This is a genomic window from Sphingomonas sp. Leaf37 (assembly GCF_920939475.1).
Taxonomy (GTDB): Bacteria; Pseudomonadota; Alphaproteobacteria; order Sphingomonadales; family Sphingomonadaceae; genus Sphingomonas.
In genome coordinates, this window is record NZ_CAKLAX010000001.1 from 782634 (window position 1) to 805578 (window position 22945).

Annotated in this window: 35 protein-coding genes and 1 tRNA gene; 29 read left to right on the top strand and 7 right to left on the bottom strand. The window is 65.2% G+C overall.

Going from position 1 to position 22945, the window contains the following annotated elements; genetic code table 11:
- Window position 1: 1 nt before the first annotated feature.
- The 21 genes from rpsS (at window position 2) to LRA87_RS03670 (ending at window position 12631) form a co-directional block, all read left to right on the top strand.
- Window positions 2-277, top strand: coding sequence for a 30S ribosomal protein S19 (rpsS, locus tag LRA87_RS03570; protein ID WP_230629374.1), 276 nt, complete (start codon window positions 2-4; stop codon window positions 275-277).
- Window positions 277-654, top strand: a complete 378-nt coding sequence (gene rplV / locus LRA87_RS03575) for a 50S ribosomal protein L22 (protein WP_230629376.1) — start codon at window positions 277-279, stop codon at window positions 652-654. Before rpsS ends, rplV begins: the two co-directional genes overlap by 1 nt.
- Window positions 654-1361: a 30S ribosomal protein S3 gene (gene rpsC / locus LRA87_RS03580; protein ID WP_037534164.1), complete on the top strand. Its 708-nt coding sequence runs from the start codon at window positions 654-656 to the stop codon at window positions 1359-1361. The genes rplV and rpsC overlap by 1 nt, the downstream gene beginning before the upstream one ends.
- 12 nt (window positions 1362-1373) lie before the next feature.
- Window positions 1374-1808, top strand: a complete 435-nt coding sequence (rplP, locus tag LRA87_RS03585) for a 50S ribosomal protein L16 (protein ID WP_230629378.1) — start codon at window positions 1374-1376, stop codon at window positions 1806-1808.
- 2 nt (window positions 1809-1810) lie between these two features.
- Window positions 1811-2014 (top strand): 50S ribosomal protein L29, encoded by a 204-nt coding sequence (gene rpmC, locus LRA87_RS03590; protein WP_163959479.1) that lies wholly within the window; start codon window positions 1811-1813, stop codon window positions 2012-2014.
- Window positions 2015-2024: 10 nt separating this feature from the next.
- Window positions 2025-2297: a 30S ribosomal protein S17 gene (rpsQ, locus tag LRA87_RS03595; RefSeq protein ID WP_230629380.1), complete on the top strand. Its 273-nt coding sequence runs from the start codon at window positions 2025-2027 to the stop codon at window positions 2295-2297.
- 162 nt (window positions 2298-2459) lie between these two features.
- Complete coding sequence (gene rplN / locus LRA87_RS03600; RefSeq protein ID WP_017979484.1) at window positions 2460-2828, top strand: 50S ribosomal protein L14; 369 nt, start codon at window positions 2460-2462, stop codon at window positions 2826-2828.
- Window positions 2828-3145 (top strand): 50S ribosomal protein L24, encoded by a 318-nt coding sequence (rplX, locus tag LRA87_RS03605; RefSeq protein ID WP_230629381.1) that lies wholly within the window; start codon window positions 2828-2830, stop codon window positions 3143-3145. The genes rplN and rplX overlap by 1 nt, the downstream gene beginning before the upstream one ends.
- On the top strand, window positions 3138-3725 hold the full coding sequence (gene rplE / locus LRA87_RS03610; RefSeq protein ID WP_230629383.1) for a 50S ribosomal protein L5: 588 nt from the start codon (window positions 3138-3140) through the stop codon (window positions 3723-3725). Before rplX ends, rplE begins: the two co-directional genes overlap by 8 nt.
- 41 nt (window positions 3726-3766) lie before the next feature.
- The gene (rpsN, locus tag LRA87_RS03615; RefSeq protein ID WP_163959476.1) at window positions 3767-4072 is read left to right on the top strand and encodes a 30S ribosomal protein S14; all 306 of its coding nucleotides are present in this window, start codon (window positions 3767-3769) and stop codon (window positions 4070-4072) included.
- 10 nt (window positions 4073-4082) lie between these two features.
- A complete protein-coding gene (rpsH, locus tag LRA87_RS03620) occupies window positions 4083-4478 on the top strand; it encodes a 30S ribosomal protein S8 (RefSeq protein WP_163959475.1) in 396 nt (131 codons plus the stop codon).
- Window positions 4478-5011 carry a 50S ribosomal protein L6 gene (gene rplF, locus LRA87_RS03625; protein ID WP_230629385.1) on the top strand — a complete coding sequence of 178 codons (534 nt, stop codon included), beginning with the start codon at window positions 4478-4480 and terminating at the stop codon, window positions 5009-5011. Before rpsH ends, rplF begins: the two co-directional genes overlap by 1 nt.
- Window positions 5011-5367: a 50S ribosomal protein L18 gene (gene rplR / locus LRA87_RS03630; RefSeq protein ID WP_230629387.1), complete on the top strand. Its 357-nt coding sequence runs from the start codon at window positions 5011-5013 to the stop codon at window positions 5365-5367. Before rplF ends, rplR begins: the two co-directional genes overlap by 1 nt.
- 2 nt (window positions 5368-5369) lie before the next feature.
- On the top strand, window positions 5370-6155 hold the full coding sequence (gene rpsE, locus LRA87_RS03635; RefSeq protein ID WP_230629389.1) for a 30S ribosomal protein S5: 786 nt from the start codon (window positions 5370-5372) through the stop codon (window positions 6153-6155).
- Window positions 6156-6160: 5 nt separating this feature from the next.
- Window positions 6161-6337: a 50S ribosomal protein L30 gene (gene rpmD / locus LRA87_RS03640; protein ID WP_230629390.1), complete on the top strand. Its 177-nt coding sequence runs from the start codon at window positions 6161-6163 to the stop codon at window positions 6335-6337.
- 123 nt (window positions 6338-6460) lie between these two features.
- The gene (rplO, locus tag LRA87_RS03645; RefSeq protein ID WP_230629392.1) at window positions 6461-7003 is read left to right on the top strand and encodes a 50S ribosomal protein L15; all 543 of its coding nucleotides are present in this window, start codon (window positions 6461-6463) and stop codon (window positions 7001-7003) included.
- 257 nt (window positions 7004-7260) lie between these two features.
- The gene (gene secY, locus LRA87_RS03650; protein WP_230629394.1) at window positions 7261-8625 is read left to right on the top strand and encodes a preprotein translocase subunit SecY; all 1365 of its coding nucleotides are present in this window, start codon (window positions 7261-7263) and stop codon (window positions 8623-8625) included.
- A 36-nt stretch (window positions 8626-8661) separates the two neighbouring features.
- Complete coding sequence (locus LRA87_RS03655) at window positions 8662-9306, top strand: adenylate kinase (RefSeq protein ID WP_230629396.1); 645 nt, start codon at window positions 8662-8664, stop codon at window positions 9304-9306.
- Window positions 9307-10158: 852 nt separating this feature from the next.
- Window positions 10159-10854 carry a winged helix-turn-helix domain-containing protein gene (locus tag LRA87_RS03660; protein ID WP_230629398.1) on the top strand — a complete coding sequence of 232 codons (696 nt, stop codon included), beginning with the start codon at window positions 10159-10161 and terminating at the stop codon, window positions 10852-10854.
- A gap of 80 nt (window positions 10855-10934) precedes the next feature.
- Entirely contained in the window at window positions 10935-12272 is a 1338-nt protein-coding gene (locus tag LRA87_RS03665; RefSeq protein WP_230629399.1) for a sensor histidine kinase, read from the top strand.
- Between the two features lie 158 nt (window positions 12273-12430).
- Window positions 12431-12631 carry a hypothetical protein gene (locus LRA87_RS03670; RefSeq protein WP_230629400.1) on the top strand — a complete coding sequence of 67 codons (201 nt, stop codon included), beginning with the start codon at window positions 12431-12433 and terminating at the stop codon, window positions 12629-12631.
- 16 nt (window positions 12632-12647) lie between these two features.
- On the opposite strand, the gene LRA87_RS03675 is transcribed toward LRA87_RS03670, so the two are convergent.
- Window positions 12648-12791: a hypothetical protein gene (locus LRA87_RS03675; RefSeq protein ID WP_230629401.1), complete on the bottom strand. Its 144-nt coding sequence runs from the start codon at window positions 12789-12791 to the stop codon at window positions 12648-12650.
- A 121-nt stretch (window positions 12792-12912) separates the two neighbouring features.
- On the opposite strand from LRA87_RS03675, the gene LRA87_RS03680 reads away from it, so the two are divergent.
- The 6 genes from LRA87_RS03680 (at window position 12913) to guaA (ending at window position 17842) form a co-directional block, all read left to right on the top strand.
- Window positions 12913-13191: a hypothetical protein gene (locus tag LRA87_RS03680; RefSeq protein WP_230629402.1), complete on the top strand. Its 279-nt coding sequence runs from the start codon at window positions 12913-12915 to the stop codon at window positions 13189-13191.
- 187 nt (window positions 13192-13378) lie between these two features.
- Complete coding sequence (rpsM, locus tag LRA87_RS03685; RefSeq protein WP_037534131.1) at window positions 13379-13747, top strand: 30S ribosomal protein S13; 369 nt, start codon at window positions 13379-13381, stop codon at window positions 13745-13747.
- 81 nt (window positions 13748-13828) lie between these two features.
- Window positions 13829-14218, top strand: a complete 390-nt coding sequence (rpsK, locus tag LRA87_RS03690; RefSeq protein WP_163959464.1) for a 30S ribosomal protein S11 — start codon at window positions 13829-13831, stop codon at window positions 14216-14218.
- Window positions 14219-14302: 84 nt separating this feature from the next.
- A complete protein-coding gene (locus tag LRA87_RS03695) occupies window positions 14303-15370 on the top strand; it encodes a DNA-directed RNA polymerase subunit alpha (protein WP_230629403.1) in 1068 nt (355 codons plus the stop codon).
- Window positions 15371-15612: 242 nt separating this feature from the next.
- Entirely contained in the window at window positions 15613-16035 is a 423-nt protein-coding gene (rplQ, locus tag LRA87_RS03700) for a 50S ribosomal protein L17 (RefSeq protein WP_230629404.1), read from the top strand.
- A 250-nt stretch (window positions 16036-16285) separates the two neighbouring features.
- The gene (gene guaA / locus LRA87_RS03705; protein ID WP_230629405.1) at window positions 16286-17842 is read left to right on the top strand and encodes a glutamine-hydrolyzing GMP synthase; all 1557 of its coding nucleotides are present in this window, start codon (window positions 16286-16288) and stop codon (window positions 17840-17842) included.
- Window positions 17843-17844: 2 nt separating this feature from the next.
- Here guaA and LRA87_RS03710 read toward each other — a convergent pair.
- A tRNA-Arg gene (locus LRA87_RS03710) sits at window positions 17845-17921 on the bottom strand.
- A 59-nt stretch (window positions 17922-17980) separates the two neighbouring features.
- On the opposite strand from LRA87_RS03710, the gene LRA87_RS03715 reads away from it, so the two are divergent.
- On the top strand, window positions 17981-18721 hold the full coding sequence (locus tag LRA87_RS03715; RefSeq protein WP_230629406.1) for a queuosine precursor transporter: 741 nt from the start codon (window positions 17981-17983) through the stop codon (window positions 18719-18721).
- Between the two features lie 7 nt (window positions 18722-18728).
- Here the strand turns inward: LRA87_RS03715 and purQ are convergent, their stop codons facing one another.
- The 4 genes from purQ to LRA87_RS03735 all read right to left on the bottom strand — a co-directional run bounded on the left by purQ (window position 18729) and on the right by LRA87_RS03735 (window position 21356).
- Complete coding sequence (gene purQ, locus LRA87_RS03720; protein WP_230629407.1) at window positions 18729-19397, bottom strand: phosphoribosylformylglycinamidine synthase subunit PurQ; 669 nt, start codon at window positions 19395-19397, stop codon at window positions 18729-18731.
- Window positions 19397-19627, bottom strand: a complete 231-nt coding sequence (gene purS / locus LRA87_RS03725) for a phosphoribosylformylglycinamidine synthase subunit PurS (protein WP_230629408.1) — start codon at window positions 19625-19627, stop codon at window positions 19397-19399. The genes purQ and purS overlap by 1 nt, the downstream gene beginning before the upstream one ends.
- 4 nt (window positions 19628-19631) lie before the next feature.
- A complete protein-coding gene (purC, locus tag LRA87_RS03730; RefSeq protein ID WP_163959456.1) occupies window positions 19632-20411 on the bottom strand; it encodes a phosphoribosylaminoimidazolesuccinocarboxamide synthase in 780 nt (259 codons plus the stop codon).
- A gap of 108 nt (window positions 20412-20519) precedes the next feature.
- Window positions 20520-21356, bottom strand: a complete 837-nt coding sequence (locus LRA87_RS03735; protein ID WP_230629409.1) for a hypothetical protein — start codon at window positions 21354-21356, stop codon at window positions 20520-20522.
- A gap of 114 nt (window positions 21357-21470) precedes the next feature.
- Here LRA87_RS03735 and LRA87_RS03740 point away from each other — a divergent pair, with 114 nt between their 5' ends.
- Window positions 21471-22181: a DUF2490 domain-containing protein gene (locus LRA87_RS03740; protein ID WP_230629410.1), complete on the top strand. Its 711-nt coding sequence runs from the start codon at window positions 21471-21473 to the stop codon at window positions 22179-22181.
- Window positions 22182-22202: 21 nt separating this feature from the next.
- Here the strand turns inward: LRA87_RS03740 and LRA87_RS03745 are convergent, their stop codons facing one another.
- Entirely contained in the window at window positions 22203-22940 is a 738-nt protein-coding gene (locus LRA87_RS03745) for a TorF family putative porin (protein WP_230629411.1), read from the bottom strand.
- Window positions 22941-22945 lie beyond the last annotated feature (5 nt).

Genomic DNA, 22945 nt, shown 5'->3' on the forward strand with positions numbered 1-22945 from the left:
CATGGCTCGTTCAGTCTGGAAGGGCCCGTTCGTCGAACTGAGCCTTCTGAAGAAGGCCGAGACGGCTCAGGACACCAACGCGCGTTCGCCGATCAAGACCTGGTCGCGCCGCTCGACGATCCTGCCGTCGTTCGTCGGCCTCACGTTCAACGTCTACAACGGCCGCAAGTTCGTGCCGGTGTCGGTCAATGAAGACATGGTCGGCATGAAGCTGGGTGAGTTCGCGCCGACGCGCTACTTCCCCGGCCACGCCGCCGACAAGAAGGGCAAGCGCTGATGAGCAAGCCAAAATCCACCCGCAAGGTCGGTGACAAGGAAGCGCTGTCGGTCGGCACGCAGATCCGTGGCTCCGCGCAGAAGCTGGGCCTCGTCGCCGCGCTCATCCGGGGCAAGCCGGTCGGCGATGCGATGAACATCCTCGCCTTTTCGACCAAGGGTATGGCAGTCGACGCGCGCAAGGTGCTGGCTTCGGCCATCGCCAACGCCGAGAACAACCATAACCTCGATGTCGATGCGTTGATCGTATCGGAGGCGTCGGTAGGCAAGTCGATCGTCATGAAGCGCTTCGCGACCCGCGGCCGTGGCAAGTCCACCCGCATCCTGAAGCCGTTCAGCCGTCTGCGCATCGTCGTGCGCGAGCAGGAAGAAGCATAATGGGTCACAAGAGCAACCCCATCGGCATGCGTCTCCAGATCAACCGGACCTGGGACAGCCGCTGGTTCGCCGAGGGCCATGATTATGGCCAGCTGCTGCTGGAGGATCTGAAGATCCGCGCCTTCATCATGAAGACGCTGCCGCAGGCCGCCATCTCCAAGGTCGTCATCGAGCGTCCGGCCAAGCTGTGCCGCATCTCGATCTTCGCAGCCCGTCCCGGTGTCATCATCGGCAAGAAGGGCTCGGACATCGAGAAGCTGCGCAAGACGATCGGCGCGATGACCAAGTCCGACGTGTCGCTGAACATCGTCGAGATCCGCAAGCCGGAGATCGACGCGAAGCTCGTCGCACAGGGTATCGCCGACCAGCTCGAGCGTCGTATCGCCTTCCGCCGCGCCATGAAGCGTGCGGTCCAGTCGGCGATGCGTCTGGGTGCCGACGGCATCCGCGTCGCTTGCGGCGGCCGCCTCGGCGGTGCCGAGATCGCGCGTTCGGAAAGCTATCGCGAAGGTCGGGTTCCGCTGCACACGCTGCGCGCGAACATCGATTATGCCGAAGCCCAGGCCCACACGTCCTATGGCGTGTGCGGCGTGAAGGTCTGGGTCTTCAAGGGCGAGATTCTCGGCCATGACCCGATGGCGCAGGACCGGTTGATGATGGAAGCACAGACTTCCGGCGTCCGCCCGGCCCGCGACGACCGTCGTTAAGGGGCAACAGACATGCTGCAACCGAAAAAGACCAAGTTCCGCAAGGCCTTCAAGGGCAAGATCTCCGGCGACGCCAAGAGTGGCTTTTCGCTCAACTTCGGGTCGTACGGCCTGAAGGCGATGGAGCCGGAGCGGATCACCGCCCGCCAGATCGAGGCGGCCCGCCGCGCGATCACGCGCCACATCCGCCGTCAGGGCCGGTTGTGGATCCGCATCTTCCCGGACGTCCCCGTCTCGGGCAAGCCCGCCGAAGTCCGCATGGGCTCGGGCAAGGGTTCGCCGGAGTTCTGGGCCGCCCGTGTCAAGCCGGGCCGGATCCTGTTCGAGCTCGACGGCGTCGAAGGCAAGATCGCTGCCGAAGCGTTCGAGCGCGCCGCGATGAAGCTCCCGATCAAAGTCAAGGTCGTCGCCCGCCTGGGTGACACCAGCCACCTCGGAGGCGAGTAAACATGGCTAAGACCGATTTCGTCAGCCAGAGCGACGATCAGCTGTCCGAGAACCTCGGCCAGCTGAAGCGCGAGCAGTTCAACCTCCGCTTCCAGGCGGCGACGAACCAGCTCGAAAAGCCGAGCCGCGTCAAGGAAGTCCGTCGCGACATCGCGCGGATCAAGACCCTCCAGGCGCAGCGCACCAGCGCCGCGGCTGCCAAGTAAGGATACAATCATGCCGAAGCGCGTGCTGACCGGACTGATCGTGTCCGACAAGGGCGAGAAGACGGTGGTCGTGAACGTGGAGCGCAAGGTCAAGCACCCGCTCTACGGCAAGATCATCCGTCGTTCGAAGAAGTACCACGCCCATGACGAGGCGAACGAGTACAAGCAGGGCGAGACCGTGCGCATCGAAGAGACTGCGCCGATCTCGAAGCTGAAGACCTGGAAGGTCGTCGATCGGGTCAACACCCACGCGACGCCCGAGCGGGTCGACGTCGACGCATAATTCGCCGCCGGCCCCGGCCGGCGGATGAAGAGGGCAGGGCTTGCGTCCTGCCAGCGGAGTGGTTACAGGGCCGCTCCCCCGGTGCAGTTCGCTGCGCCGGGGTCATTATTTTAGGCGGGGTTGGGTCGGTATCCACCCCATAGACGAGAAGGAAATGGATCCATGATCCAGATGCAATCCAATCTCGACGTCGCAGACAACAGCGGCGCGAAGCGGGTGCAGTGCATCAAGGTGCTGGGCGGCTCGAAGCGTCGCACGGCATCGGTCGGCGACATCATCGTCGTCAGCATCAAGGAAGCACAGCCCCGCGGCAAGGTGAAGAAGGGTGACGTGCATCGTGCCGTCATCGTCCGCACCGCCAAGGACATCCATCGTGCCGATGGCTCGACCATCCGCTTCGACGGCAACGCTGCCGTTCTGGTCAACAAGAACGAGGAGCCGATCGGCACCCGTATCTTTGGCCCGGTCGTGCGCGAGCTGCGTGGCAAGAAGCACATGAAGATCATCTCTCTCGCTCCCGAGGTGCTGTAATGGCTGCCGCGAAGATCAAGAAGGGTGACCGCGTCGTCGTTCTGTCCGGCAAGGACAAGGGCAAGACCGGCACCGTGACGCTGGCGATGCCGAAGGACGGCAAGGTCGTCGTCGAGGGCGTGAACATCGCCACCCGCCACAAGAAGCCGACCCAGGCGAATCCGCAGGGCGGCCTCGAGAAGATCGAAGCGCCGATGCACATCTCGAAGGTTGCGCACGTGACCGCCGACGGCAAGCCCACCCGCGTTCGTTTCGAGACGCAGGACGGCAAGAAGGTCCGCGTGGCCGTGAAGACGGGGGACAAGATCGATGGCTGATGCAGCTTACAAGCCCCGCATGAAGGGCATGTACGAAGACTCGATCATCAAGGCGATGGTCGAGAAGTTCGGCTACAAGAACGTCAACGAGATTCCGCGGATCGACAAGATCGTCCTGAACATGGGCGTCGGCGAGGCGACCCAGGACAAGAAGCGCGTCGATCAGGCTGCTTCCGAAATGGAGCTGATCGCGGGCCAGAAGCCGGTGATCACCAAGGCGAAGAAGTCGATCGCGCAGTTCAAGCTGCGTGAAGGCATGCCGATCGGCGTGAAGGTCACCCTTCGCCGCGAGCGCATGTACGAATTCCTCGACCGTTTCATCACGATCGCTCTTCCCCGCGTCCGCGATTTTCGTGGGCTCAATCCGAAGAGCTTCGATGGCCGCGGCAATTACGCCTGCGGTATCAAGGAGCAGATCGTGTTCCCCGAGATCAACTATGACCGCATCGACAAGGTGCGCGGCATGGACGTGATCGTCACCACCACCGCGAAGACCGACGACGAAGCGCGCGAGCTGCTCCGCCTGTTCGGCTTCCCGTTCCCGCAGCCCGAGGCTGACGAGCAGAAGCAGGCTGCGTGAGCAGCCTCGCTTTGTCGAAGTAAGGAAGAGAGCTTAAGTCCATGGCGAAACTGAGTTCGATCAACAAGAATGAGCGTCGCAAGAAGCTTGTGAAGCAATACGCTCCCAAGCTGGCGAAGCTGAAGGCAATGGCCAACGACCAGAGCCTCGACGAGAGCGAGCGTCTGATCGCCCGCCTCAAGATGGCGGAACTGCCGCGCAATTCGAACCCGACCCGGATCCGCAACCGTTGCGAGATCACCGGTCGTCCGCGCGCCTACTACCGCAAGTTCCGTCTCGCTCGCGTGATGCTTCGTGATCTGGCCAACAAGGGCATGATCCCGGGCCTCACCAAGTCGAGCTGGTAAGGATTCCATCATGGCATTGACCGATCCCCTGGGTGATTTGCTCACCCGCATCCGCAACGGCCAGCGCGCGAAGAAGGACTCCGTCCTGTCGCCGTCGTCGAAGCTCCGCATCCGCGTTCTCGACGTGCTCCAGCGCGAAGGCTACATCCGTGGCTACAGCGACGAGCAGATGGGTCCGGCAGCGGGCGTCCGCATCGAGCTGAAGTATTTCGAGGGCCAGCCCGCGATCAAGCACGTCGCGCGCGTCTCGAAGCCCGGCCGCCGCGTCTATTCCGGTTCGCAGGAACTGCCGCGCGTCCGCAACGGCCTCGGCATCACCATCGTTTCGACGCCTCGCGGCGTTCTGTCCGACGCGGAAGCGCGCGAGCAGAATGTCGGCGGCGAAGTCCTTGCGGAGGTCTTCTGATGAGCCGCATCGGTAAGAAGCCGGTTCCCGTACCGGCCGGCGTGACGCCGTCGATCGACAAGGGCATCATCAGCGTGAAGGGTCCCAAGGGCACCCTCACGATGCCGATGCGCGACGAGATCAGCTACACGATCGAGGACGGCGGCATTTCGGTGCAGCCGGCGAACGACACCAAGCGGGCCCGTGCCTTCTGGGGCATGCAGCGTACGATGGTGCAGAACCTGGTGACCGGCGTGACCGACGGCTTCACCAAGAAGCTGCTCATCACCGGCGTCGGCTACCGCGCCGCGGCGCAGGGTCGCAACCTCAAGCTGCAGCTCGGCTACAGCCACGACGTCAACATCGACGTGCCGGAAGGCATCGAGGTGAAAACGCCGGACGCCACCACCGTCGAGATCAGCGGTTCCGACAAGCAGAAGGTCGGCCAGCTGGCCGCCGAGATTCGTCAGTGGCGCAAGCCCGAGCCGTACAAGGGCAAGGGCATCAAGTACGACGGCGAGTTCATCTTCCGCAAGGAAGGGAAGAAGAAGTAATGACCAAGGGTCTCTCTCTTTTCGCGAAGCGCCGTCGGCGCAACCGTACCGCGCTGAAGGCGCGTTCGGGCACCCGTCCGCGGTTGTCCATTCATCGTTCGGGCAAGCACATGTATGCCCAGGTGATCGACGACGTCGCCGGCAAGACCGTCGCGTCGGCGTCCACCCTGGAAAAGGACGTGCGCGACACGTCGGGTGCGAACATCGCGGCGGCGGCGGCAGTCGGCACCCGCGTGGCGGAGGCCGCGAAGGCAGCCGGCGTGACGCAGGTCGTGTTCGACCGCGGCGGCTTCCTGTTCCACGGCCGTGTCAAGGCGCTGGCGGAAGCCGCGCGTGAAGCCGGATTGGAGTTCTAATAATGGCTGACGAGAACAACGTGCAGCCCGCAGCGGCTGAAGGCGCTCCCCAGGATACGCAGGCACAGGCACCTCAGGGTGGCCAGCAGGGCGGCGGCTATGCCGGTCCCGGCGGCGGTGGCCGTGGTGGTCCCCGCGGCGGTCGCGGTGGCGGCGGTGGCGGTCGCGGTCCGGGTGGCCCCGGCGGCAATCGCGGCGGTCGTGACGGTGGTCGCGGTCGCGACGGTCGTGGCGGTCGTCCGGGTCAGGACGACGGCGGCGAAGAGCTGATCGAGAAGCTGGTCCACATCAACCGCGTCTCGAAGACGGTGAAGGGCGGCAAGCGCTTCGGCTTCGCGGCGCTGGTCGTCGTGGGCGACGGCAAGGGTCGTGTCGGCTTCGGCCACGGCAAGGCGCGCGAAGTGCCGGAAGCCATCTCCAAGGCCACTGCGGCTGCGAAGAAGGCGATGGTTCGCGTTCCCCTGAAGGACGGTCGCACGCTGCATCACGACGGCAACGGCCACTTCGGTGCCGGTCGCGTGACGCTCCGCTCGGCGCCGCAGGGTACGGGTATCATCGCAGGGGGCCCGATGCGCGCCATCTTCGAGAGCCTGGGTGTCGCGGACGTCGTGACCAAGTCGATCGGTACGTCCAACCCCTACAATATGATCCGCGCCACGTTCGAGGCACTGGGTGAGCAGACTTCGCCGAAGTCGGTCGCACAGCGTCGTGGCAAGAAGATCGCCGACCTGATCGGCCGCGGTGGTTCGCAGACCGCCGAGGCGGATGCTGCGGCCGTCGTGGAGTAACTGACATGGCAACCGTCAAGATCAAGCAGACCGGCTCGCCGATCCGCCGGACCAAGGACCAGCGCGCGACGCTGATCGGTCTCGGCCTCAACAAGATGCACAAGGTTTCGGAGCTGGAGGACAGCCCCGAGGTCCGCGGGATGATCCGCAAGGTGCAGCACATGGTCGAGGTGCAGGGCTAACCCCCTCCGCGTTCACCACGTGACAAATACGGGGAAGGGGGCTAACCGGCCCCCTTCCTTTTTCCAGTTTCCACAGCCCGGCCCCGGCCGGGAGCGCGACAAAAGCGAAAGCGAGTGCATATCATGAAGCTCAACGAACTCCGCGACAACCAGGGTGCCCGTAAGTCCAAGATCCGCGTCGGACGCGGTATCGGCTCGGGCAAGGGCAAGACCGGCGGTCGCGGCCAGAAGGGCCAGAAGAGCCGTGAAGGCGTCAGCATCGCCGGCTTCGAAGGCGGCCAGATGCCGCTCCACATGCGTCTGCCGAAGCGTGGCTTCAACAACATCTTCGCCAAGGATTATGCCGAGGTGAACACCGGCGCGATCCAGAAGGCGATCGATTCGGGTAAGATGTCGGCCGAAGGCACGATTGATCAGGCGGCGCTGAAGGCAGCCGGTCTGGTGCGTGGCGGCAAGGACGGCGTCCGTCTGCTCGCCAAGGGCGAACTGACGACCAAGCTGTCGTTCCTGGTTGCCGGCGCATCGGCCGGTGCGAAGGCGCAGGTCGAAAAGACCGGCGGCGCGCTGGAAATCCCGGTCGTCGTGCCGGCCGCCGAGAAGGCCGCCGCCAAGAAGGGCGTGCAGTATAAGGCGCGTCAGGAAAAGAAGGCGTCGTTCAAGGCGTAAGCCGTTCTCTTCGTTGTCTAGCCCCTCCGTCATGTTGGACTTGTTCCGGCATCCACTCATCCGCTGAGGATTCCCTCGCGGCGCGGTGGACCCCGGAACCAGTCCGGTGTGACGGAGGGGTTGGGGCGGCGGTTCGGTCCGATGAATGGGCCGAAAGGATAGCGTCGCGATTAGACAAGGCGCATCGAGCGCCTATATGAGCGGCGGGGCGGGTTAAAACGCATCCCGCCGCTTTTCGTTTCAGGACACCGACACGCATGGCATCCGCAGCCGACCAGATGGCGCAAAGCATCAGTCTGTCGAAATTCGCACAGGCGACCGACCTCAAGAAGCGGTTGTGGTTCACGATCGGTGCGCTGATCGTCTTCCGCCTGCTCAGCTACGTGCCGCTGCCGGGGATCGACCCGACCGCGCTCAACCTGCTGAGCGAGCGCACGACCGGTGGCGTGCTCGACTTCTTCAACACCTTCTCGGGCGGTTCGCTCAGCCGCATGTCGCTGATCGCGCTCGGCGTGATGCCGTACATCACCGCATCGATCGTCGTGCAGCTCGCCACCTCGCTGTCGCCGCAGCTCGCCGCGATCAAGAAGGAAGGCGAATCGGGCCGCAAGAAGCTCAACCAGTACACGCGCTACGGCACGGTCGCGCTGACCGCGATCCAGGGCTATTTCATCGCCGTCGGGCTCGAGGCGCTGTCGGCGACCAACGGCGTCGCTGCGGTGATCGAGCCGGGTATGACCTTCCGCGTCGCGGCGGTGATCAGCCTGATCGGCGGCACGATGTTCCTGATGTGGCTGGGCGAGCAGATCACCAGCCGCGGCATCGGCAACGGCGTCTCGCTCATCATCATGGCCGGCATCGTCGCGCATCTGCCGACGACGCTCGTCAACCTGCTGGAGGGCGGCCGTTCGGGCTCGATCGACGCCGTTCGTCTGATCGGCATCGTCATCGCCGTCGTCGCGCTGATCCTGTTCATCTGCTTCATGGAGCGCGCGCAGCGTCGCATCCTGATCCAATACCCCAAGCGCCAAACGCAGCGCGGCATGCAGGCGGATCGCAGCCACCTGCCGCTGAAGATCAACACCGCGGGCGTGATCCCGCCCATCTTCGCCTCGTCGCTGCTGCTGATGCCGCTGACGATCAGCCAGTTCGCCGGCCAGCGCGTCGCGGGTGAATCGAAGTGGGGCGATTTTATCATCAGCCTCAACCAGTATCTGGCTCACGGGCAGCCGGTGTACATGGCGCTCTACGCCGCGGGCATCATCTTCTTCTCGTTCTTCTACACCGCGGTGGTGTTCAACCCGGAGGAGACCGCGGACAATCTGAAGCGCTATGGCGGCTTCATTCCCGGCATCCGTCCCGGCAAGAACACCGAGACGTATTTCGATTACGTGCTGACCCGCATCACCGTCATCGGCGCAGCCTATCTGACGATCATCTGCCTGTTGCCGGAATATCTGGTGTCGGCGCTGTCGATCCCGTTCTACCTCGGTGGCACCAGCCTGTTGATCGTCGTCAACGTGACGATGGACACGGTGACGCAGATCCAGTCGCACCTGCTGGCGCACCAGTATGGCGATTTGATCAAGAAGGCGAAGCTGAAGGGCGGGCGTCTCCGCTAACGCGGTCGTGACAACGGGCGAACAGGGAGAGCTCGCGTGAACATCATCCTTCTCGGGCCGCCGGGAGCAGGCAAGGGCACCCAGGCGCAGCGGCTGATGGCCGAGCGCGGCATGGTGCAATTGTCGACCGGCGACATGCTGCGCGCCGCAGTCAAGGCGGGTTCGCCCGTGGGGTTGCAGGCCAAGGCCGTGATGGAAGCGGGCGAACTGGTGTCGGATGCGATCGTATCCGCGTTGATCGGCGAACGGCTGGATCAGGGTGTCGCCGGGGGCGCGATCTTCGATGGATATCCACGGACCGCGGCTCAGGCCGAAGCGCTTGATCTGCTGCTTGAGGAGCGCGGCCTGACGCTCGACCATGTCATCGAGCTGGAAGTCGACGAGGCAGCGCTGATCGAGCGCGTCGAGGGTCGCTATACCTGTGCCAAATGTGGCGAAGGGTATCACGATCGCTTCAAGCTGCCCCGGCAGGAGGGCGTCTGCGACGTCTGCGGCTCGACCGAGTTCAAGCGCCGCCCGGACGACAATGCGGAGACCGTCCGCACCCGTATGCAGGAATATCGCGCCAAGACTGCGCCGATCCTGCCGATCTATCAGGCGCGCGGGCTGGTGGAACGGGTGAACGGCATGGCGGATATCGACCATGTGTCACAGGCTATCGCCAGCATTCTGGACGGGTGAGGCCTCTTAAGCCAGTCCACCTCGCGCTCGCGTGGGAGGAATGGTGGTTCGACTCCGGAAGCTCCACCCCAAACCGACCTTAACGACCGTTCAAGTCCTCCCCCGCCAGGGGAGGGGGGACCGTCAGCCGGATGGTGGATGGGGAGGTAAGCGACGCGTTGCATAGCGGCGGACGTCGCTTACCTCCCCCTCCGACACGGCTACGCCGCGCCACTTCCCCCTCGCGGGGGAGGAATGATGATACGACTCCGGAAGCTCCACCCCAAACCGATCCTAACGATCGTTCAAGTCCTCCCCCGCCAGGGGGAGGGGGACCGTCCGGCGTCAGCCGGATGGTGGAGGGGGAGGTAAGCGACGCGTTGCATGACGACGGACGTCGCTTACCTCCCCCTCCGACACGGCTTCGCCGCGCCACCTCGCCCTCGCGTGGGAGGAATGGTGGTACGACTCCGGAAGCTCCATCCCAAACCGACCTTAACGACCGTTCAAGTCCTCCCCCGCCAGGGGGAAGGGGACGCCCGGCGTCAGCGGATGGTGGAGGGGGAGGTAAGCGACGCGTTGCATGACGACGGACGTCGCTTACCTCCCCCTCCGACACGGCTACGCCGCGCCACCTCCCCCTTGCGGGGGAGGAATGATGGTGCGGCTCCAGCCACTCCTCCCGCCCCTCCATGACGCTTTTGTCATGTCGCGGTCACACCGCAGCCACTCCGATCCGGGTAAAGCGATTACACGGTCGCGATGCGGCCAGCGAGATCGGTACCCGACACTCCCGGGGGTGCCGTAGGGGGCCGGCGGAAGGGATGCTTTCCGCCGGCCTTTCCTGTATCGGAAATTCGTGAGGAGGGTCCCGTGAGCCGCAAGATCCTGATCGTCGAGGATGACAGCTCGACCGCAGCCTATCTGGCGAAAGGGCTGTCGGAGGCCGGTTATGCGGTCGAGGTGACACATGACGGGCGCGATGGCCTGTTCCTTGCCAGCGAAGGCATCTTCGACCTCATCATCGCCGATCGCATGCTGCCGGGGCTCGACGGCCTCGCGATGGTGAGCGCGATCCGTGGCGCGGGCATCGCGACGCCGGTGCTCGTCCTCTCCGCGCTTGCGGCAGTCGACGACCGGGTCGACGGGTTGAAGGCGGGTGCCGACGATTATCTCTGCAAACCCTTCTCGTTCGCCGAACTGTCCGCGCGGATCGAGGCGCTCGTCCGACGTTCGGATCGTGCCGCGACCGAACCGGCGCGGACGAGGCTGGCGGTCGGGGACCTCGAAATCGATCTGCTTTCCCGCGCCGTCACCCGCGCCGGTCGCACGATCCCGCTGGGTGCGCGCGAGTTCAACTTGCTCGAATTCCTGGCCCGCCACGCCGGGCAGGTCGTCACCCGCACGATGATGCTCGAAAAGATCTGGAATTATCATTTCGATCCGGGCAGCAACGTCGTCGATGTCCATATCGGCCGGCTGCGCCGCAAGCTTGAGGATGGCTTCGCCTCGCCGATCCTGCATACGGTGCGCGGTGCCGGCTATCGGCTGGCGGCCGACGCCGGCTGAAGCCCGGTGGGGACGCAAGGCCGGGGCTGATCCGCGTAACGGGCTGTCGCCATTCGTCATGGCCGGGTTTAGGAGGGGCGATGCGCCTGTCGGTCACCGCCCGTATCGCCTTGCTCTCGATCGGTCTGGCGCTCGTCTCCAATCTGGTGCTGGTCGGTTTCGTCTGGACCCGCACCGATGCGGCGGTGATCGGCACCGTGCGACGCGAGACGATCGAGCAGTCGGATGCGATGCGTGCGCTCTACCGGGCGGGGGGCTTGCCGGCGGTGATCGAGGCGATCGAGCATGCACGTGCCGCGGGGGATACTTCGCTGCTGCTGGCGGTGCTCGATCGCAACGGTGATCGCGTCGCCGGCTTCGGGCCACGGCGGATCGCGGTGCCGCTGGTCCCCAGCCTGTTCCGCATCGCCGATGTCGACGCATCCGCCGCCACCGGCGATATCGGCTATTCGCTGCGCCCGATCGGCGGACACTGGCTGCTCGCCGGACGTCGGCTGGACCTCGTCGAGGCGGAGCGGCGCGCGATCGAGGGCGCGCTGGCGATCGCGGTGCTGCTGTCGCTGGTGCTCGGCGTCGCTGCGGGGCTGGTGCTGGCCCGCTACGTCGGCAGGCGGCTCAACCGGATCGCGGCGGTGATCGCGGCCGCAGGCGAGGGCGATCTGTCGCGCCGCGTTCCCGTCGCGGTCGCCCGCCGCGATTCGTTCGATCGGCTCGGCCATCAACTCAATCTGATGCTGGGCAAGCTGGAACGGCTGATGGTGGAACTCCGCCTCGTCACCGACAGCCTGGCACACGATCTGCGCTCGCCGCTCACGCGGTTGCGCACCAAGACCGAACAGGCGGTGCTGATCGCCGATCCTGCTGCACGAGAGGCGGCGTTGGGCGGGCTGCTGGTCGAGACCGACCTCGTCATGCGCATGCTGACCATGGTCATCGAAATCAGCCGTTCCGAATCGGTCTCACGCGATCGCTTCATCATGGTCGAGCCTGCCGCACTCGTCGGGGAAATCGCCGAACTGTACGAGCCAGTGGCGGAGGAGGCGGGGCTCGACTTCACCGTCGCGATCGACGCGTCCGCGCCGGCGATGCCGCTGCATCGCGAGTTGCTCAGTCAGGCGATCACCAACCTGATCGACAATGCGCTGAAGCATGCCGCCGACGGGGGCGTGTTGACGCTGCGGCTGGTCGTGCACGGGCAGGCGATCGCAATCCAGGTCGAGGATCGCGGCTCCGGCATAGCCGAATCGGATCGCGCGCAGGCACGCAAGCGCTTCGGGCGGCTGGATGCCGCGCGGACCACGCCGGGGGCCGGACTCGGCATGGCTTTGATCGAGGCGGTGGCGCGGCTGCACGACGGCCGCTTCGAACTGGCCGACAACGCGCCCGGACTGATCGCACGGATCGTCCTGCCGATCTGAAGCGAGCGAATTCGTCGCGTTTCCCGCCCGGCTGAGGGTTAACCGCTTGCTAGCGTGGGCACGATATAGTGTTCGACGATGGCGGTCGGGGGGCCGCTTACGACACGCGGCCGGCAGGTCGCGGGGGCTTTGCGCCGGTTTCGGCAAAAAGGAGCGTTATGCTTGGGGCGATCGTCTTTACCTATGGCATGCTGATGAGCTTCGTGTTGCAGGGTGCGTCCCGCAACGCCCGGCTCAAGCGGCCCAATCCACCGATGCTGCAATATATCGGCTATGTGCTGTGCGGCCTGTCTGCGGGCCTGTCGGGCATGCTGTTGCTGATGGCCTTCTCCGCCCGGGCGCCGTTCCCGCTGATGTAGGCCGGTGCCCGCGACCTCAGGACGCGCGCCGTTCGAGCAGTGCGGCGTCGATTCGCGCGATCAGGTCCCGCATCGGCGGTGGCGACCAGCCCGCGGTGGCCGGCAAGGGGGCCTGCACCTTCTTGGCGATCCGGCTATAGGCATGCTGTGACAGGGCCATGGCGCAATCCTTTGAACGAGCCCCGGCTATCGCGCTTTCCGACCTACCAAATGGTTAACGGCGTCGATCCGGCCGCAGTATCGGGCCATGATCGCGGCAGAGAATCGATCAGGATATCCCGATGAATTCGCTCAACATGTTCGGCCTGTTCGCCATCCTGTTCATGCTGCTCTGCTATATGATGGAGGCGCGCTCGCCGTGGTGGACGCTGGGCTTCGCGTTCGGCTGCCTGCTCAGTTCCGCCTATGGCTTCCTGCAAGGTGCATGGCCATTCGGTGCGGTCGAACTGTTGTGGACCGGCATCGCGCTTCATCGCTGGCGGCAGGCGCTCGTGCGACAGCGTAGCGGAACGGCGGCGCCGAGCATGATCGACCGTGGTCCGGCGGAACCCGTTGCTTGACACCGCGTTTGCGCGCGCCTAACTGCACATCCCTCCGAAATACCGGATGCTCCGGCGGCGCTCGTCTGCGCTCGCCGCGCTTTGCGTAGATGCAATGGCAGGGGCGGGCGGTGTTGTTCGGAGGATGCGACGAGATGGGGGTCGTGGCTAGCCATGCCGACCCCTGTGGAGCTAGGAGAAACATTTCATGGCACGTATCGCGGGTGTCAACATCCCGACCAACAAGCGCGTGGTGATCGCGCTGACCTACATCCACGGCATTGGTCTGACCAAGTCGAAGGAGATCACCGCCAAGCTGAACATCGCGCCCGAGCGCCGCGTTCAGGACCTGACCGATCAGGAGGTTCTCCAGATCCGCGAGACGATCGACGCCGACCACACGGTCGAGGGCGATCTGCGTCGCGAGACCGCGATGAACATCAAGCGCCTGATGGACCTCGCCTGCTATCGCGGTCTGCGTCATCGCAAGGGCCTGCCGGTTCGCGGCCAGCGCACGCACACCAATGCGCGCACCCGCAAGGGCAAGGCGAAGCCGATCGCAGGTAAGAAGAAGTAAGCGCCAGCCGCGCTCACTTCTCCGCCGGAGCAGGTCGGAAACGATCGCCCGGCGTTCAGCTAACAAGGTCAGGAATCATCCATGGCACGTGAACCGCAGCGTATTCGCCGTCGCGAACGCAAGAACATCACCTCTGGCGTCGCGCATGTGAACGCCAGCTTCAACAACACCATGATCACCATCACCGACGCGCAGGGCAACGCCATTTCGTGGTCGTCCGCCGGCGCGATGGGATTCAAGGGCAGCCGCAAGTCGACCCCGTACGCCGCTCAGGTGGCCGCGGAAGACGCCGGCAAGAAGGCCGCCGAGCACGGCGTTCGTACCATCGAAGTCGAAGTGAAGGGTCCGGGTTCGGGCCGTGAATCGGCTCTCCGTGCGCTGCAGGCGGTCGGTTTCCAGATCACGTCGATCCGCGACGTCACCTCGATCCCGCACAATGGCGTGCGTCCTTCGAAGCGTCGTCGCGTCTGATCTTTCACGCGCCGGCTGACGAGTCGGCGCGTTTTTCTCCCGGCTGGAGCTGCCCCCTGTTCCGGCCCAAATTAGGGGACACCTGTGTCTGTCAATGCAAAGAACTGGCAGGAACTGAAGAAGCCCAACGGCCTTGAGAAGAAGGGCGGCGATGGCAAGCGCAAGGCTAGCTTCGTGGCCGAGCCGCTGGAGCGTGGCTTCGGCCTGACACTCGGCAACGCGCTGCGTCGCGTGTTGCTCTCCTCGCTGCAGGGTGCCGCCGTGACCTCGATCAAGATCGAGAACGTGCTGCACGAATTCTCCAGCCTGGCGGGCGTTCGCGAGGACGTCACCGACATCGTTCTGAACGTCAAGCAGATCGCGATCCGCATGCAGGGCGAGGGGCCGAAGCGCCTCCAGCTTTCCGCAACGGGTCCCGGCGAAGTGAAGGCCGGCGACATCGCCGTGTCGGGCGACATCGAAGTGATGAACCCCGAGCTGGTGCTGTGCCATCTCGATGAAGGTGCGACGCTCAACATGGAGCTGACCGCCGACATCGGTAAGGGCTACGTGCCTGCGACCGCAAACCGTCCGGCCGATGCGCCGATCGGTCTGATCCCGGTCGATGCGCTATACTCGCCGGTACGTCAGGTATCCTACAAGGTCGACCCGACCCGCGTCGGACAGGACCTGGATTACGACAAGCTGACGCTGACGATCGAGACCGACGGCACGGTGACCCCGGAAGACGCGGTGGCCTATGCCGGCCGCATCCTTCAGGACCAGCTCGCGCTGTTCGTTCACTTCGACGATTCGTCGATCACGCGTTCGTCCGCTCCGATCGGCCAGGCGGCTGCTCCGGCGGCTGGCGGCGAGACGGCGGGCGATACCCAGCAGATCAATCGTTACCTTCTCAAGAAGGTCGACGAGCTCGAACTGTCGGTGCGTTCGGCCAACTGCCTCAAGAACGACAACATCATCTATATCGGAGATCTGGTCGGCAAGACCGAGGCCGAGATGCTCCGGACCCCGAACTTCGGCCGCAAGTCGTTGAACGAGATCAAGGAAGTGTTGTCTTCGATGGGTCTGCGCCTCGGCATGGAAATCCCGGGCTGGCCGCCCGAGAACATCGAAGAGATGGCGAAGAAGCTCGAGCAGGAAATCATGGGCTGATCGCAGGCGGATAGCGCGAGCTATCCGCCTGCGATCAGCACGGCCGACGGGCAGGGAAGCGGCCAAGCCGCGACACTGACCCGTTCGACGTGACCGGTGCGGGGCTTTGCCGTACCGCCTTTTCCCAACCCTCTCCCAAGCTCGTGCGGGAGAGGTAACAAGACAGGCAAAGGGTGGCTGCCTCATATGCCACCGGCTCTGGGGTACCTCGAACGGCCCCTTAACGAACGAAGGAATTACCCATGCGTCATCGCGTTGGCGGTCGTAAGCTGCAGCGTACCTCGGCCCATCGTACGGCCCTGTTCCGCAACATGTCGGCCGCGCTCATCAAGCATGAGCAGATCACCACCACCGTCGCCAAGGCGAAGGAACTGCGTCCCTACGTCGAGAAGCTGATCACGCTGGCGAAGAAGGGTGGCCTGTCCAACCGTCGTCTGGCGCATGCGCGTTTGCTCGACGATGCGCAGCTGGTGAAGCTGTTCGACGTTCTCGCGTCGCGCTACGCCGATCGCAACGGCGGCTACACCCGAATCATCAAGGCCGGCATCCGTGCATCGGACGCCTCGCCGATGGCGATCATCGAGTTCGTCGATCGCGACGTGTCGGCGAAGGGCCAGGATTCGGGTCCCGTCCAGTCGGACGAGGATTTCGACGAGGCGGCATAAAAGCCGGCGAAGCTGGGTCGAGGCCAAAGCCTCGTCCGGCCGGCGTCGCGAAAAGCGACGTCCGACGACACGGCTTTGCCGGGTCGCTGCAATAGGAGGAGGCCGTACCAGCGATGGTGCGGCCTTTTTCGTTTTGCGGCATGTGAGGGCGTATCCCAATCGCGTCGCGGTAAAGCCGCGTCGTCAGACGGGGCCATGCCCCGCCGGCCGGGCTTGGCCTTGTGCGGCTGCGCCGCTAAGGCCTGCGCCCATGCAGCACCCCGACAGCATCCTCATCGTCGATTTCGGCAGCCAGGTGACCCAGCTCATCGCCCGTCGCGTCCGCGAAGCCGGCGTCTATAGCGAAATCGCTCCCTTCCAGTCCGCCGAGGAAGCCTTCGACCGGATGCAGCCGGCCGGGATCATCCTGTCCGGAGGCCCCGCATCGGTCACGCTCGCCACGTCGCCCCGCGCCCCGCAGCGGTTCTTCGAAGCCGGCGTGCCCATCCTCGGCATCTGCTACGGCCAGCAGTTGATGAGCGCACAGCTCGGCGGCAACGTGATCATCTCCGGCGACGGCGGCGAGTTCGGCAAGGCGTTCGTCGACGTGAAGTCCGACTGCGGGTTGTTCCACGGCCTGTGGGCGGAGGGGGAGCGCCATCAGGTGTGGATGAGCCACGGCGACAAGGTCGACGCGCTTCCCCCCGGTTTCGTCCCCGTTGCCACCTCGGAAGGCGCGCCGTTCGCGATCGTCGCCGACGAGGCGCGCCGGTTTTACGGCGTCCAGTTCCACCCCGAGGTCGTCCACACCCCGGATGGCGGCAAGCTGATCGCCAACTTTGCCCGCCACGTCTGCGGCCTCAAGGGCGACTGGACGATGGCTGAATTCCGCGACGCGAAGATCGCGGAGATCCGCGAACAGGTCGGCAAGGGCAAGGTCATCTGCGGCCTGTCCGGCGGTGTCGATTCCTCGGTCGCTGCGCTGTTGATCCACGAGGCGATCGGCGACCAGCTGACCTGCGTCTTCGTCGACGGCGGCATCCTGCGGGCAGGGGAGGCGGAGCAGGTCGTCGGCCTGTTCCGGGGCCATTACAACATCCCGCTCGTCCATGTGCAGGCGCAGACGCTGTTCATGAACGGCCTTGCCGGCGTCACCGATCCCGAGGCCAAGCGCAAGTTCATCGGCAAGACCTTCATCGACGTCTTCGAAGGCGAAGCCAAGAAGATCGGCGGCGCGGAGTTCCTGGCGCAGGGCACGCTCTATCCCGACGTGATCGAGAGCGTCAGCTTCACCGGCGGTCCGTCGGTGACGATCAAGAGCCACCACAATGTCGGTGGCCTGCCCGAACGCATGAACATGAAGCTCGTCGAGCCCTTGCGCGAATTGTTCAAGGACGAGGTGCGCGCGCTGGGTCGCGAACTGGGTCTGCCCGACGTGTTCGTCGGTCGCCATCCGTTCCCCGGACCCGGCCTCGCTATCCGCATACCCGGCGAGGTCACAAGGGAACGTTGCGACATCCTGCGCAAGGCCGACGCGGTGTATCTCGAAGAAATCCGCAACGCCGGCCTCTACGATGCGATCTGGCAGGCGTTCGCGGTGTTGCTGCCGGTCCGCACGGTCGGCGTGATGGGCGACGGCCGCACCTACGATTACGTCCTCGCGCTGCGCGCGGTAACGTCCACGGACGGCATGACGGCGGAGGTGTTCGACTTCCCCAGCGACTTCCTGCCTCGGGTGGCGACGCGGATCGTCAACGAGGTGAAGGGCGTCAACCGCGTCGTCTACGACTATACGTCGAAGCCGCCCGGCACGATCGAGTGGGAATGAGCTGGCGCGCCCGGCAGGACTCGAACCTGCAACTCCAAGCTTAGAAGGCTCGTGCTCTATCCAGTTGAACTACGGGCGCGCGCCGGGGCCGGATAGCGCGGATTGCGCGGAACGGGAACAGCCATATAGTCGCGGTCCATGAACGATGCGGTTGATCCGGCGGTTGACGCGGGCGCGATGAGCGGACGGGTGTTTCGCTATTACGATTTCGTCATGGCGGCGTTCGTCGCGATCCTGCTGCTGTCGAACGTGATCGGCGCGGGCAAGGTCGCGCAGATCGTACTGCCGGGGATCGGGCCGTGGCCGTTCGGCGCCGGCATCCTTTTTTTCCCCATCAGCTATGTCATCGGCGACGTGCTGACCGAGGTCTATGGCTATGCGCGTGCGCGCCGCGTGATCTGGGCCGGCACCGCCGCCGTGGTGTTCATGGCCTTCATGAGCTGGATCGTCGTCGCGCTGCCGCCGGCGCCGACATGGACCAACCAGGCGGCCTATGCGACGATCTTCGGCCAGGTGCCGCGGATCGTGCTGGCCAGCGTCTGCGCCTTCTGGGCGGGCGAATTCGTCAATTCCTACGTCATGGCGCGGATGAAGCTGTGGAGCGACGGCAAGCATCTATGGGCGCGCACGATCGGTTCTACGGTGCTGGGGGAGGGGGTGGACAGCCTGATCTTCTACCCGCTCGCGTTCCTCCGCGCGGAGGGGTTCACACCGGGTCTGGTGGTGACGGTCATGCTGACGCAATGGGCGTTGAAGGTGGCGTGGGAGGTCGTGCTGACGCCGCTGACCTACGCCATCGTGGGAGCGCTGAAGCGGGCGGAGGGTGTGGATGTGTTCGATCGCGAGACCGACTTCACGCCGTTCCGCGCACGTGTGTAGGACGGGCTCAGGCCCCGATCGTTTCCAGCACGCCTTCGAAAAGGCGTCGCCCGTCGGTCCCGCCGTGGGCAGTCTCGATCTTGCGCTCGGGGTGGGGCATCATGCCGAGGACGTTGCCGTCCGCGTTGAGGATACCGGCGATGTTGCGCGCCGAGCCGTTGACCTGCTCGCCATAGCGGAAGGCGACGCGGCCTTCGCCTTCGAGTCGGTCGAGCGTCGCGTCGTCGGCGAAGTAATTGCCGTCATGGTGCGCGACGGGAACGGTGATCGTCTCGCCGGCGCCATAGCGGCTGGTGAAGGCCGATTGCGCGTTATCCACCGTCAGCGCGACATCGCGGCAGACGAAGTTCAGCCCGGCATTGCGCATCAGCGCGCCGGGCAGCAGGCCGGCTTCGGTCAGCACCTGAAAGCCGTTGCAGACGCCGAGCACCGGCAGTCCCTTACCCGCCCGTTCGACGACCGCCCGCATGATCGGCGAGCGGGCAGCGATCGCGCCGGAGCGAAGGTAATCGCCGTAGGAGAAGCCGCCGGGGACGGCGACGAGGCCGATGCCGTCCGGCAGTTCGCTGTCGCCGTGCCAGACCATCGCCGGCTTGACGCCGGTCACCGCTTCCAGCGCGACGGCAAGGTCGCGGTCGCAGTTGGAGCCTGGAAAGACGATGACCGCGGTCTGCATTACAGGCGCTCCACCCGGTAGTTTTCGATGACGGTGTTGGCGAGCAACTGGCGGCACATGCCGTCGATCGCCTCGTCCGTGGTCGCGTCGGCGACTTCGATTTCGAACACCTTGCCGGCGCGGACGTCCTCGACGCCCTCGAATCCGAGCGATCCGAGCGCGTGATGGAGGGCGCGGCCCTGCGGGTCGAGCACGCCGGGCTTCAGGGTGACGAAGATACGCAGTTTCATGAGCTTACTTACCCCGCCGCTTGCGATGGCTGTCGAGATCGAGGACGGCGCTGTCTTCGCCTTCGGGCATCAGGCCGAGGCGGCGCGCGACCTCCTGATAGGCCTCCGCCTCTCCGCCGAGGTCTCGGCGGAAGCGGTCCTTGTCCATCTTCTCGTTGGTGTCCATGTCCCACAGGCGGCAGCCGTCGGGGCTGATCTCGTCCGCCAGGATGATGCGGCCGTAATCATTGTCCCAGATGCGGCCGAATTCGAGCTTGAAGTCGACCAGCTTGATGCCGACGCCGGCGAAAAGGCCGGTGAGGAAGTCGTTCACGCGGATCGCGAGGTCGGCGATGTCGTGCATCTCCTCCTGGCTCGCCCAGCCGAACGCAGCGATATGTTCGTCGGAGATCATCGGATCGCCGAGCGCATCGTCCTTGTAATAATATTCGATGATCGTGCGGGGCAGCTTGACGCCCTCTTCGATCCCCAGCCGCTTCGACAGCGAGCCGGCGGCGACGTTGCGCACGACGACCTCGATCGGCACGATCTCGACCTGGCGGATCAGCTGTTCGCGCATATTGAGGCGGCGGATGAAGTGCGTCGGCACGCCGATCGCGTCGAGCAGCGTGAAGATGTGCTCGGAAATACGGTTGTTGAGTACGCCCTTGCCGTTGATCGTACCCTTTTTCTGGGCGTTGAAGGCGGTGGCGTCGTCCTTGAAATACTGGATCAGCGTGCCGGGTTCGGGACCCTCGTACAGGATCTTGGCCTTGCCTTCGTAGATCTGGCGGCGCCGAGCCATGCGCATGTCCCCTGAATAGAGCAGCCCCGGCGGCGCGAGGGATCGCGGGCCGGGGCCGGAATGGGCGGGGCTATAAGGGAAGGGGGGCGGGGGTGCAATCGGTGTGGATCATGCCGGATCGCGAGGTTGCGCCACTGGCCGATCCGTCGCGGCGAGCAGGCGCGCCCAAAGTGGACGGCCGAACCGGCGCCAGAGCAGCGCGAGGATGATCAGCCCCAGGAAAGGCGGCCCCAGGACCGCGAGCAGCCATAGCGCCGCGCCGAGCGTGGCGGCGGTGGAGCCGAGGGCGGTGTCGCCCGAATCGCGCAGCCGGTTGACGAAGCCGGTGCCGCGACCGGTGGAATAGGTGAAGCGGACGGGTGCGGTGACGATGCTGGCCCGCGCTCCGGTGCGGGTGCCCGCTGCGGTGCGCAGATCGGCAAGGCGGACGGCGCGCTGCGACTGGAGCTCGGCGCGCTCGGCGGCGGGCAGGTCGGAACGGGCAAGTTCACGGTCGATGCGGGCGAGGTCGACCTGCGCCTCGCCGGACTGGCCAGTGGCCGCGGACACCTCCTCCGCCGCTTCGGTGCCGCCGATATTGGCACCCGTCAGCGTCGCGCCGACGCGTTCGGCAGCGGTGATCGCGTCGCGGCCGAAGCGGCGGGCGAGCGGTGCCGCGACGTTGGCGGACAGGCTGGCCGACACGTCGCCGGCATGGTCGACGTTATAGGTGATGCCGGTGATACGGCAGCGTTCGGAGCCCAGCGCTTCGCAGGCAGCGGCATGCGCTTCCTGCAATTCGTCGATCGCACGTGCAGGAAGAGTGAGGCTGTAGCCGTAGGTAAAGGCCAGTCCGGCCGTGGTCGCATTGCCCAATACCGGGCCGGTCTCGGCGCTGTCGGGCGCCCTGCTGCATCCTGCCAGCGCGAGTGCTGCGATACCGACCGTTGCAACGAACCTGCGCATGGCATTCTCTCCCGCGATGTCGATACACCATCGGCTTGATAGGATATCGCGTCAAGCCGGGCATCAGGTGCGATGAGCGGTGACATCGCTGTTGCCCCGGCGTAACGGGCAGGTGTGACCCATCCGTCCATCCTGCGCGCCGCATGGCGCCCGATCTGCGCTGCGGGGCTAGCGATCGTCGCTCTGCCCGCAAGCGCGCAACAGCAGGACGAGCAGCTGTGGACGCAGATCAACACCAACGTGCCGCTGACCGAGGATGTGCGCGTCACGCTGGAACAGATCGCACGGTTCAGCGATCGCCAGGATGGATTGTACCAGACCGAATTCGGGGCGTTGCTGGGCATCAAGGCGACCAAGAGCCTTGAGCTGGGCCTCGGCTATCGCAAGGTCGGTGCGCATAATGGCAATTCGGGAACCAACGAGGACCGGTTTCGACAGCAGGTCGTGGGGACGTTCGGGCCGATCACGACGCGGTTCCGCGTGGATGAACGCTTCAGCCCGCGCGGCGACGAGATCGGATTCCGGATCAGACCATTGGTGCGGTACAATCATCGGATCGGTGCAGGGAAGACCGCGGTGTTCGTCAGCCACGAAAGCTTCTTCCTGCCCAACACAACGCGTTGGGGCCAGCGCAGCGGCTATGAGCGGATGCGCAACATCGTCGGCGTGATGCTGCCGATCGGCAAGCAGATGATGGCGGATATCGGGTATCTCAACCAGTTCCGACCGGGACGTTCCGGATCGCGGGCGCAGATGGACCATGCGCTGAACCTGCAGCTGACGATCAATATCCGCGGCGTCCTGTTCCCGCATCTGAACGATTGAGTTCGCCGGGGCTTACCGCGTTCAGAAGCCTAGCATGACCCGGCCGACCAGCCGATCGTCACTGTGGCGCAGATCGGTGAAGCGGCCGGGCCGGGCGTCGCGGTCGATATCCGTGCCGGTGTAATCGAGGCCCAGCGTCAGCGCATTGCGGCGATGCTCGATGCCAAGACGCCAGTCCATATACGAACCGTCCGGGCGCAGCCGGCGGGCGCGATCCGGATCGTCGACGTCTCCGGAAGATCGCCCCAGCCGCGTCAGCACGGTGAACGGGGTGCCCGGCACGCCGGCATTGGCGGCGGCGTAGACATAGACGTTGCTGCCGCCGATGGCGCGCTGCGACGGGGCGATTATCGTGCCGAGCGTCGCGAAGACCGGGCCAAGGCCGTATCCCGCCGACGCGCCGATCTCGTGATAATCCATGCCGCCGCGTGCGCCTGCGAACAGATGGCTGGCCGCTTCCGCCCGAACGGTGAACCCGCCCAGATCCCAGTTCGTCGACAGGCCTAGGTCGACGACCGCATCGGCATCACCGTGCCGCGCGCTGTTGCGAAGTGTCACGATCCGCACCAAGCCGTCGATCGGGCCGACCACAGCCTGCCCGTCCACACTGGCCGCCGCGCGGCCACCCGTCCAGCTGAGACCGCGGCGAACCTCGTCGGTCGATATCTCGACACCGGCCGAGGGTGATAGTTGCGCCCGGGCCGGCACGGCAAGCCCACAGGCGAGCGCACCCATCAGTCCCGCGATCCGCCCGATCATGCCCG

What these genes read in the sequence shown, in the direction of transcription:
- rpsS (WP_230629374.1), top strand. Translation starts at nt 2, where the DNA reads ATGGCTCGTTCAGTCTGGAAGGGCCCGTTCGTCGAACTGAGCCTTCTG.
- rplV (WP_230629376.1), top strand. Translation starts at nt 277, where the DNA reads ATGAGCAAGCCAAAATCCACCCGCAAGGTCGGTGACAAGGAAGCGCTG.
- rpsC (WP_037534164.1), top strand. Translation starts at nt 654, where the DNA reads ATGGGTCACAAGAGCAACCCCATCGGCATGCGTCTCCAGATCAACCGG.
- rplP (WP_230629378.1), top strand. Translation starts at nt 1,374, where the DNA reads ATGCTGCAACCGAAAAAGACCAAGTTCCGCAAGGCCTTCAAGGGCAAG.
- rpmC (WP_163959479.1), top strand. Translation starts at nt 1,811, where the DNA reads ATGGCTAAGACCGATTTCGTCAGCCAGAGCGACGATCAGCTGTCCGAG.
- rpsQ (WP_230629380.1), top strand. Translation starts at nt 2,025, where the DNA reads ATGCCGAAGCGCGTGCTGACCGGACTGATCGTGTCCGACAAGGGCGAG.
- rplN (WP_017979484.1), top strand. Translation starts at nt 2,460, where the DNA reads ATGATCCAGATGCAATCCAATCTCGACGTCGCAGACAACAGCGGCGCG.
- rplX (WP_230629381.1), top strand. Translation starts at nt 2,828, where the DNA reads ATGGCTGCCGCGAAGATCAAGAAGGGTGACCGCGTCGTCGTTCTGTCC.
- rplE (WP_230629383.1), top strand. Translation starts at nt 3,138, where the DNA reads ATGGCTGATGCAGCTTACAAGCCCCGCATGAAGGGCATGTACGAAGAC.
- rpsN (WP_163959476.1), top strand. Translation starts at nt 3,767, where the DNA reads ATGGCGAAACTGAGTTCGATCAACAAGAATGAGCGTCGCAAGAAGCTT.
- rpsH (WP_163959475.1), top strand. Translation starts at nt 4,083, where the DNA reads ATGGCATTGACCGATCCCCTGGGTGATTTGCTCACCCGCATCCGCAAC.
- rplF (WP_230629385.1), top strand. Translation starts at nt 4,478, where the DNA reads ATGAGCCGCATCGGTAAGAAGCCGGTTCCCGTACCGGCCGGCGTGACG.
- rplR (WP_230629387.1), top strand. Translation starts at nt 5,011, where the DNA reads ATGACCAAGGGTCTCTCTCTTTTCGCGAAGCGCCGTCGGCGCAACCGT.
- rpsE (WP_230629389.1), top strand. Translation starts at nt 5,370, where the DNA reads ATGGCTGACGAGAACAACGTGCAGCCCGCAGCGGCTGAAGGCGCTCCC.
- rpmD (WP_230629390.1), top strand. Translation starts at nt 6,161, where the DNA reads ATGGCAACCGTCAAGATCAAGCAGACCGGCTCGCCGATCCGCCGGACC.
- rplO (WP_230629392.1), top strand. Translation starts at nt 6,461, where the DNA reads ATGAAGCTCAACGAACTCCGCGACAACCAGGGTGCCCGTAAGTCCAAG.
- secY (WP_230629394.1), top strand. Translation starts at nt 7,261, where the DNA reads ATGGCATCCGCAGCCGACCAGATGGCGCAAAGCATCAGTCTGTCGAAA.
- LRA87_RS03665 (WP_230629399.1), top strand. Translation starts at nt 10,935, where the DNA reads ATGCGCCTGTCGGTCACCGCCCGTATCGCCTTGCTCTCGATCGGTCTG.
- LRA87_RS03670 (WP_230629400.1), top strand. Translation starts at nt 12,431, where the DNA reads ATGCTTGGGGCGATCGTCTTTACCTATGGCATGCTGATGAGCTTCGTG.
- LRA87_RS03675 (WP_230629401.1), bottom strand. Translation starts at nt 12,791, where the DNA reads ATGGCCCTGTCACAGCATGCCTATAGCCGGATCGCCAAGAAGGTGCAG.
- LRA87_RS03680 (WP_230629402.1), top strand. Translation starts at nt 12,913, where the DNA reads ATGAATTCGCTCAACATGTTCGGCCTGTTCGCCATCCTGTTCATGCTG.
- rpsM (WP_037534131.1), top strand. Translation starts at nt 13,379, where the DNA reads ATGGCACGTATCGCGGGTGTCAACATCCCGACCAACAAGCGCGTGGTG.
- rpsK (WP_163959464.1), top strand. Translation starts at nt 13,829, where the DNA reads ATGGCACGTGAACCGCAGCGTATTCGCCGTCGCGAACGCAAGAACATC.
- rplQ (WP_230629404.1), top strand. Translation starts at nt 15,613, where the DNA reads ATGCGTCATCGCGTTGGCGGTCGTAAGCTGCAGCGTACCTCGGCCCAT.
- guaA (WP_230629405.1), top strand. Translation starts at nt 16,286, where the DNA reads ATGCAGCACCCCGACAGCATCCTCATCGTCGATTTCGGCAGCCAGGTG.
- LRA87_RS03715 (WP_230629406.1), top strand. Translation starts at nt 17,981, where the DNA reads ATGAACGATGCGGTTGATCCGGCGGTTGACGCGGGCGCGATGAGCGGA.
- purQ (WP_230629407.1), bottom strand. Translation starts at nt 19,397, where the DNA reads ATGCAGACCGCGGTCATCGTCTTTCCAGGCTCCAACTGCGACCGCGAC.
- purS (WP_230629408.1), bottom strand. Translation starts at nt 19,627, where the DNA reads ATGAAACTGCGTATCTTCGTCACCCTGAAGCCCGGCGTGCTCGACCCG.
- purC (WP_163959456.1), bottom strand. Translation starts at nt 20,411, where the DNA reads ATGGCTCGGCGCCGCCAGATCTACGAAGGCAAGGCCAAGATCCTGTAC.
- LRA87_RS03735 (WP_230629409.1), bottom strand. Translation starts at nt 21,356, where the DNA reads ATGCGCAGGTTCGTTGCAACGGTCGGTATCGCAGCACTCGCGCTGGCA.
- LRA87_RS03745 (WP_230629411.1), bottom strand. Translation starts at nt 22,940, where the DNA reads ATGATCGGGCGGATCGCGGGACTGATGGGTGCGCTCGCCTGTGGGCTT.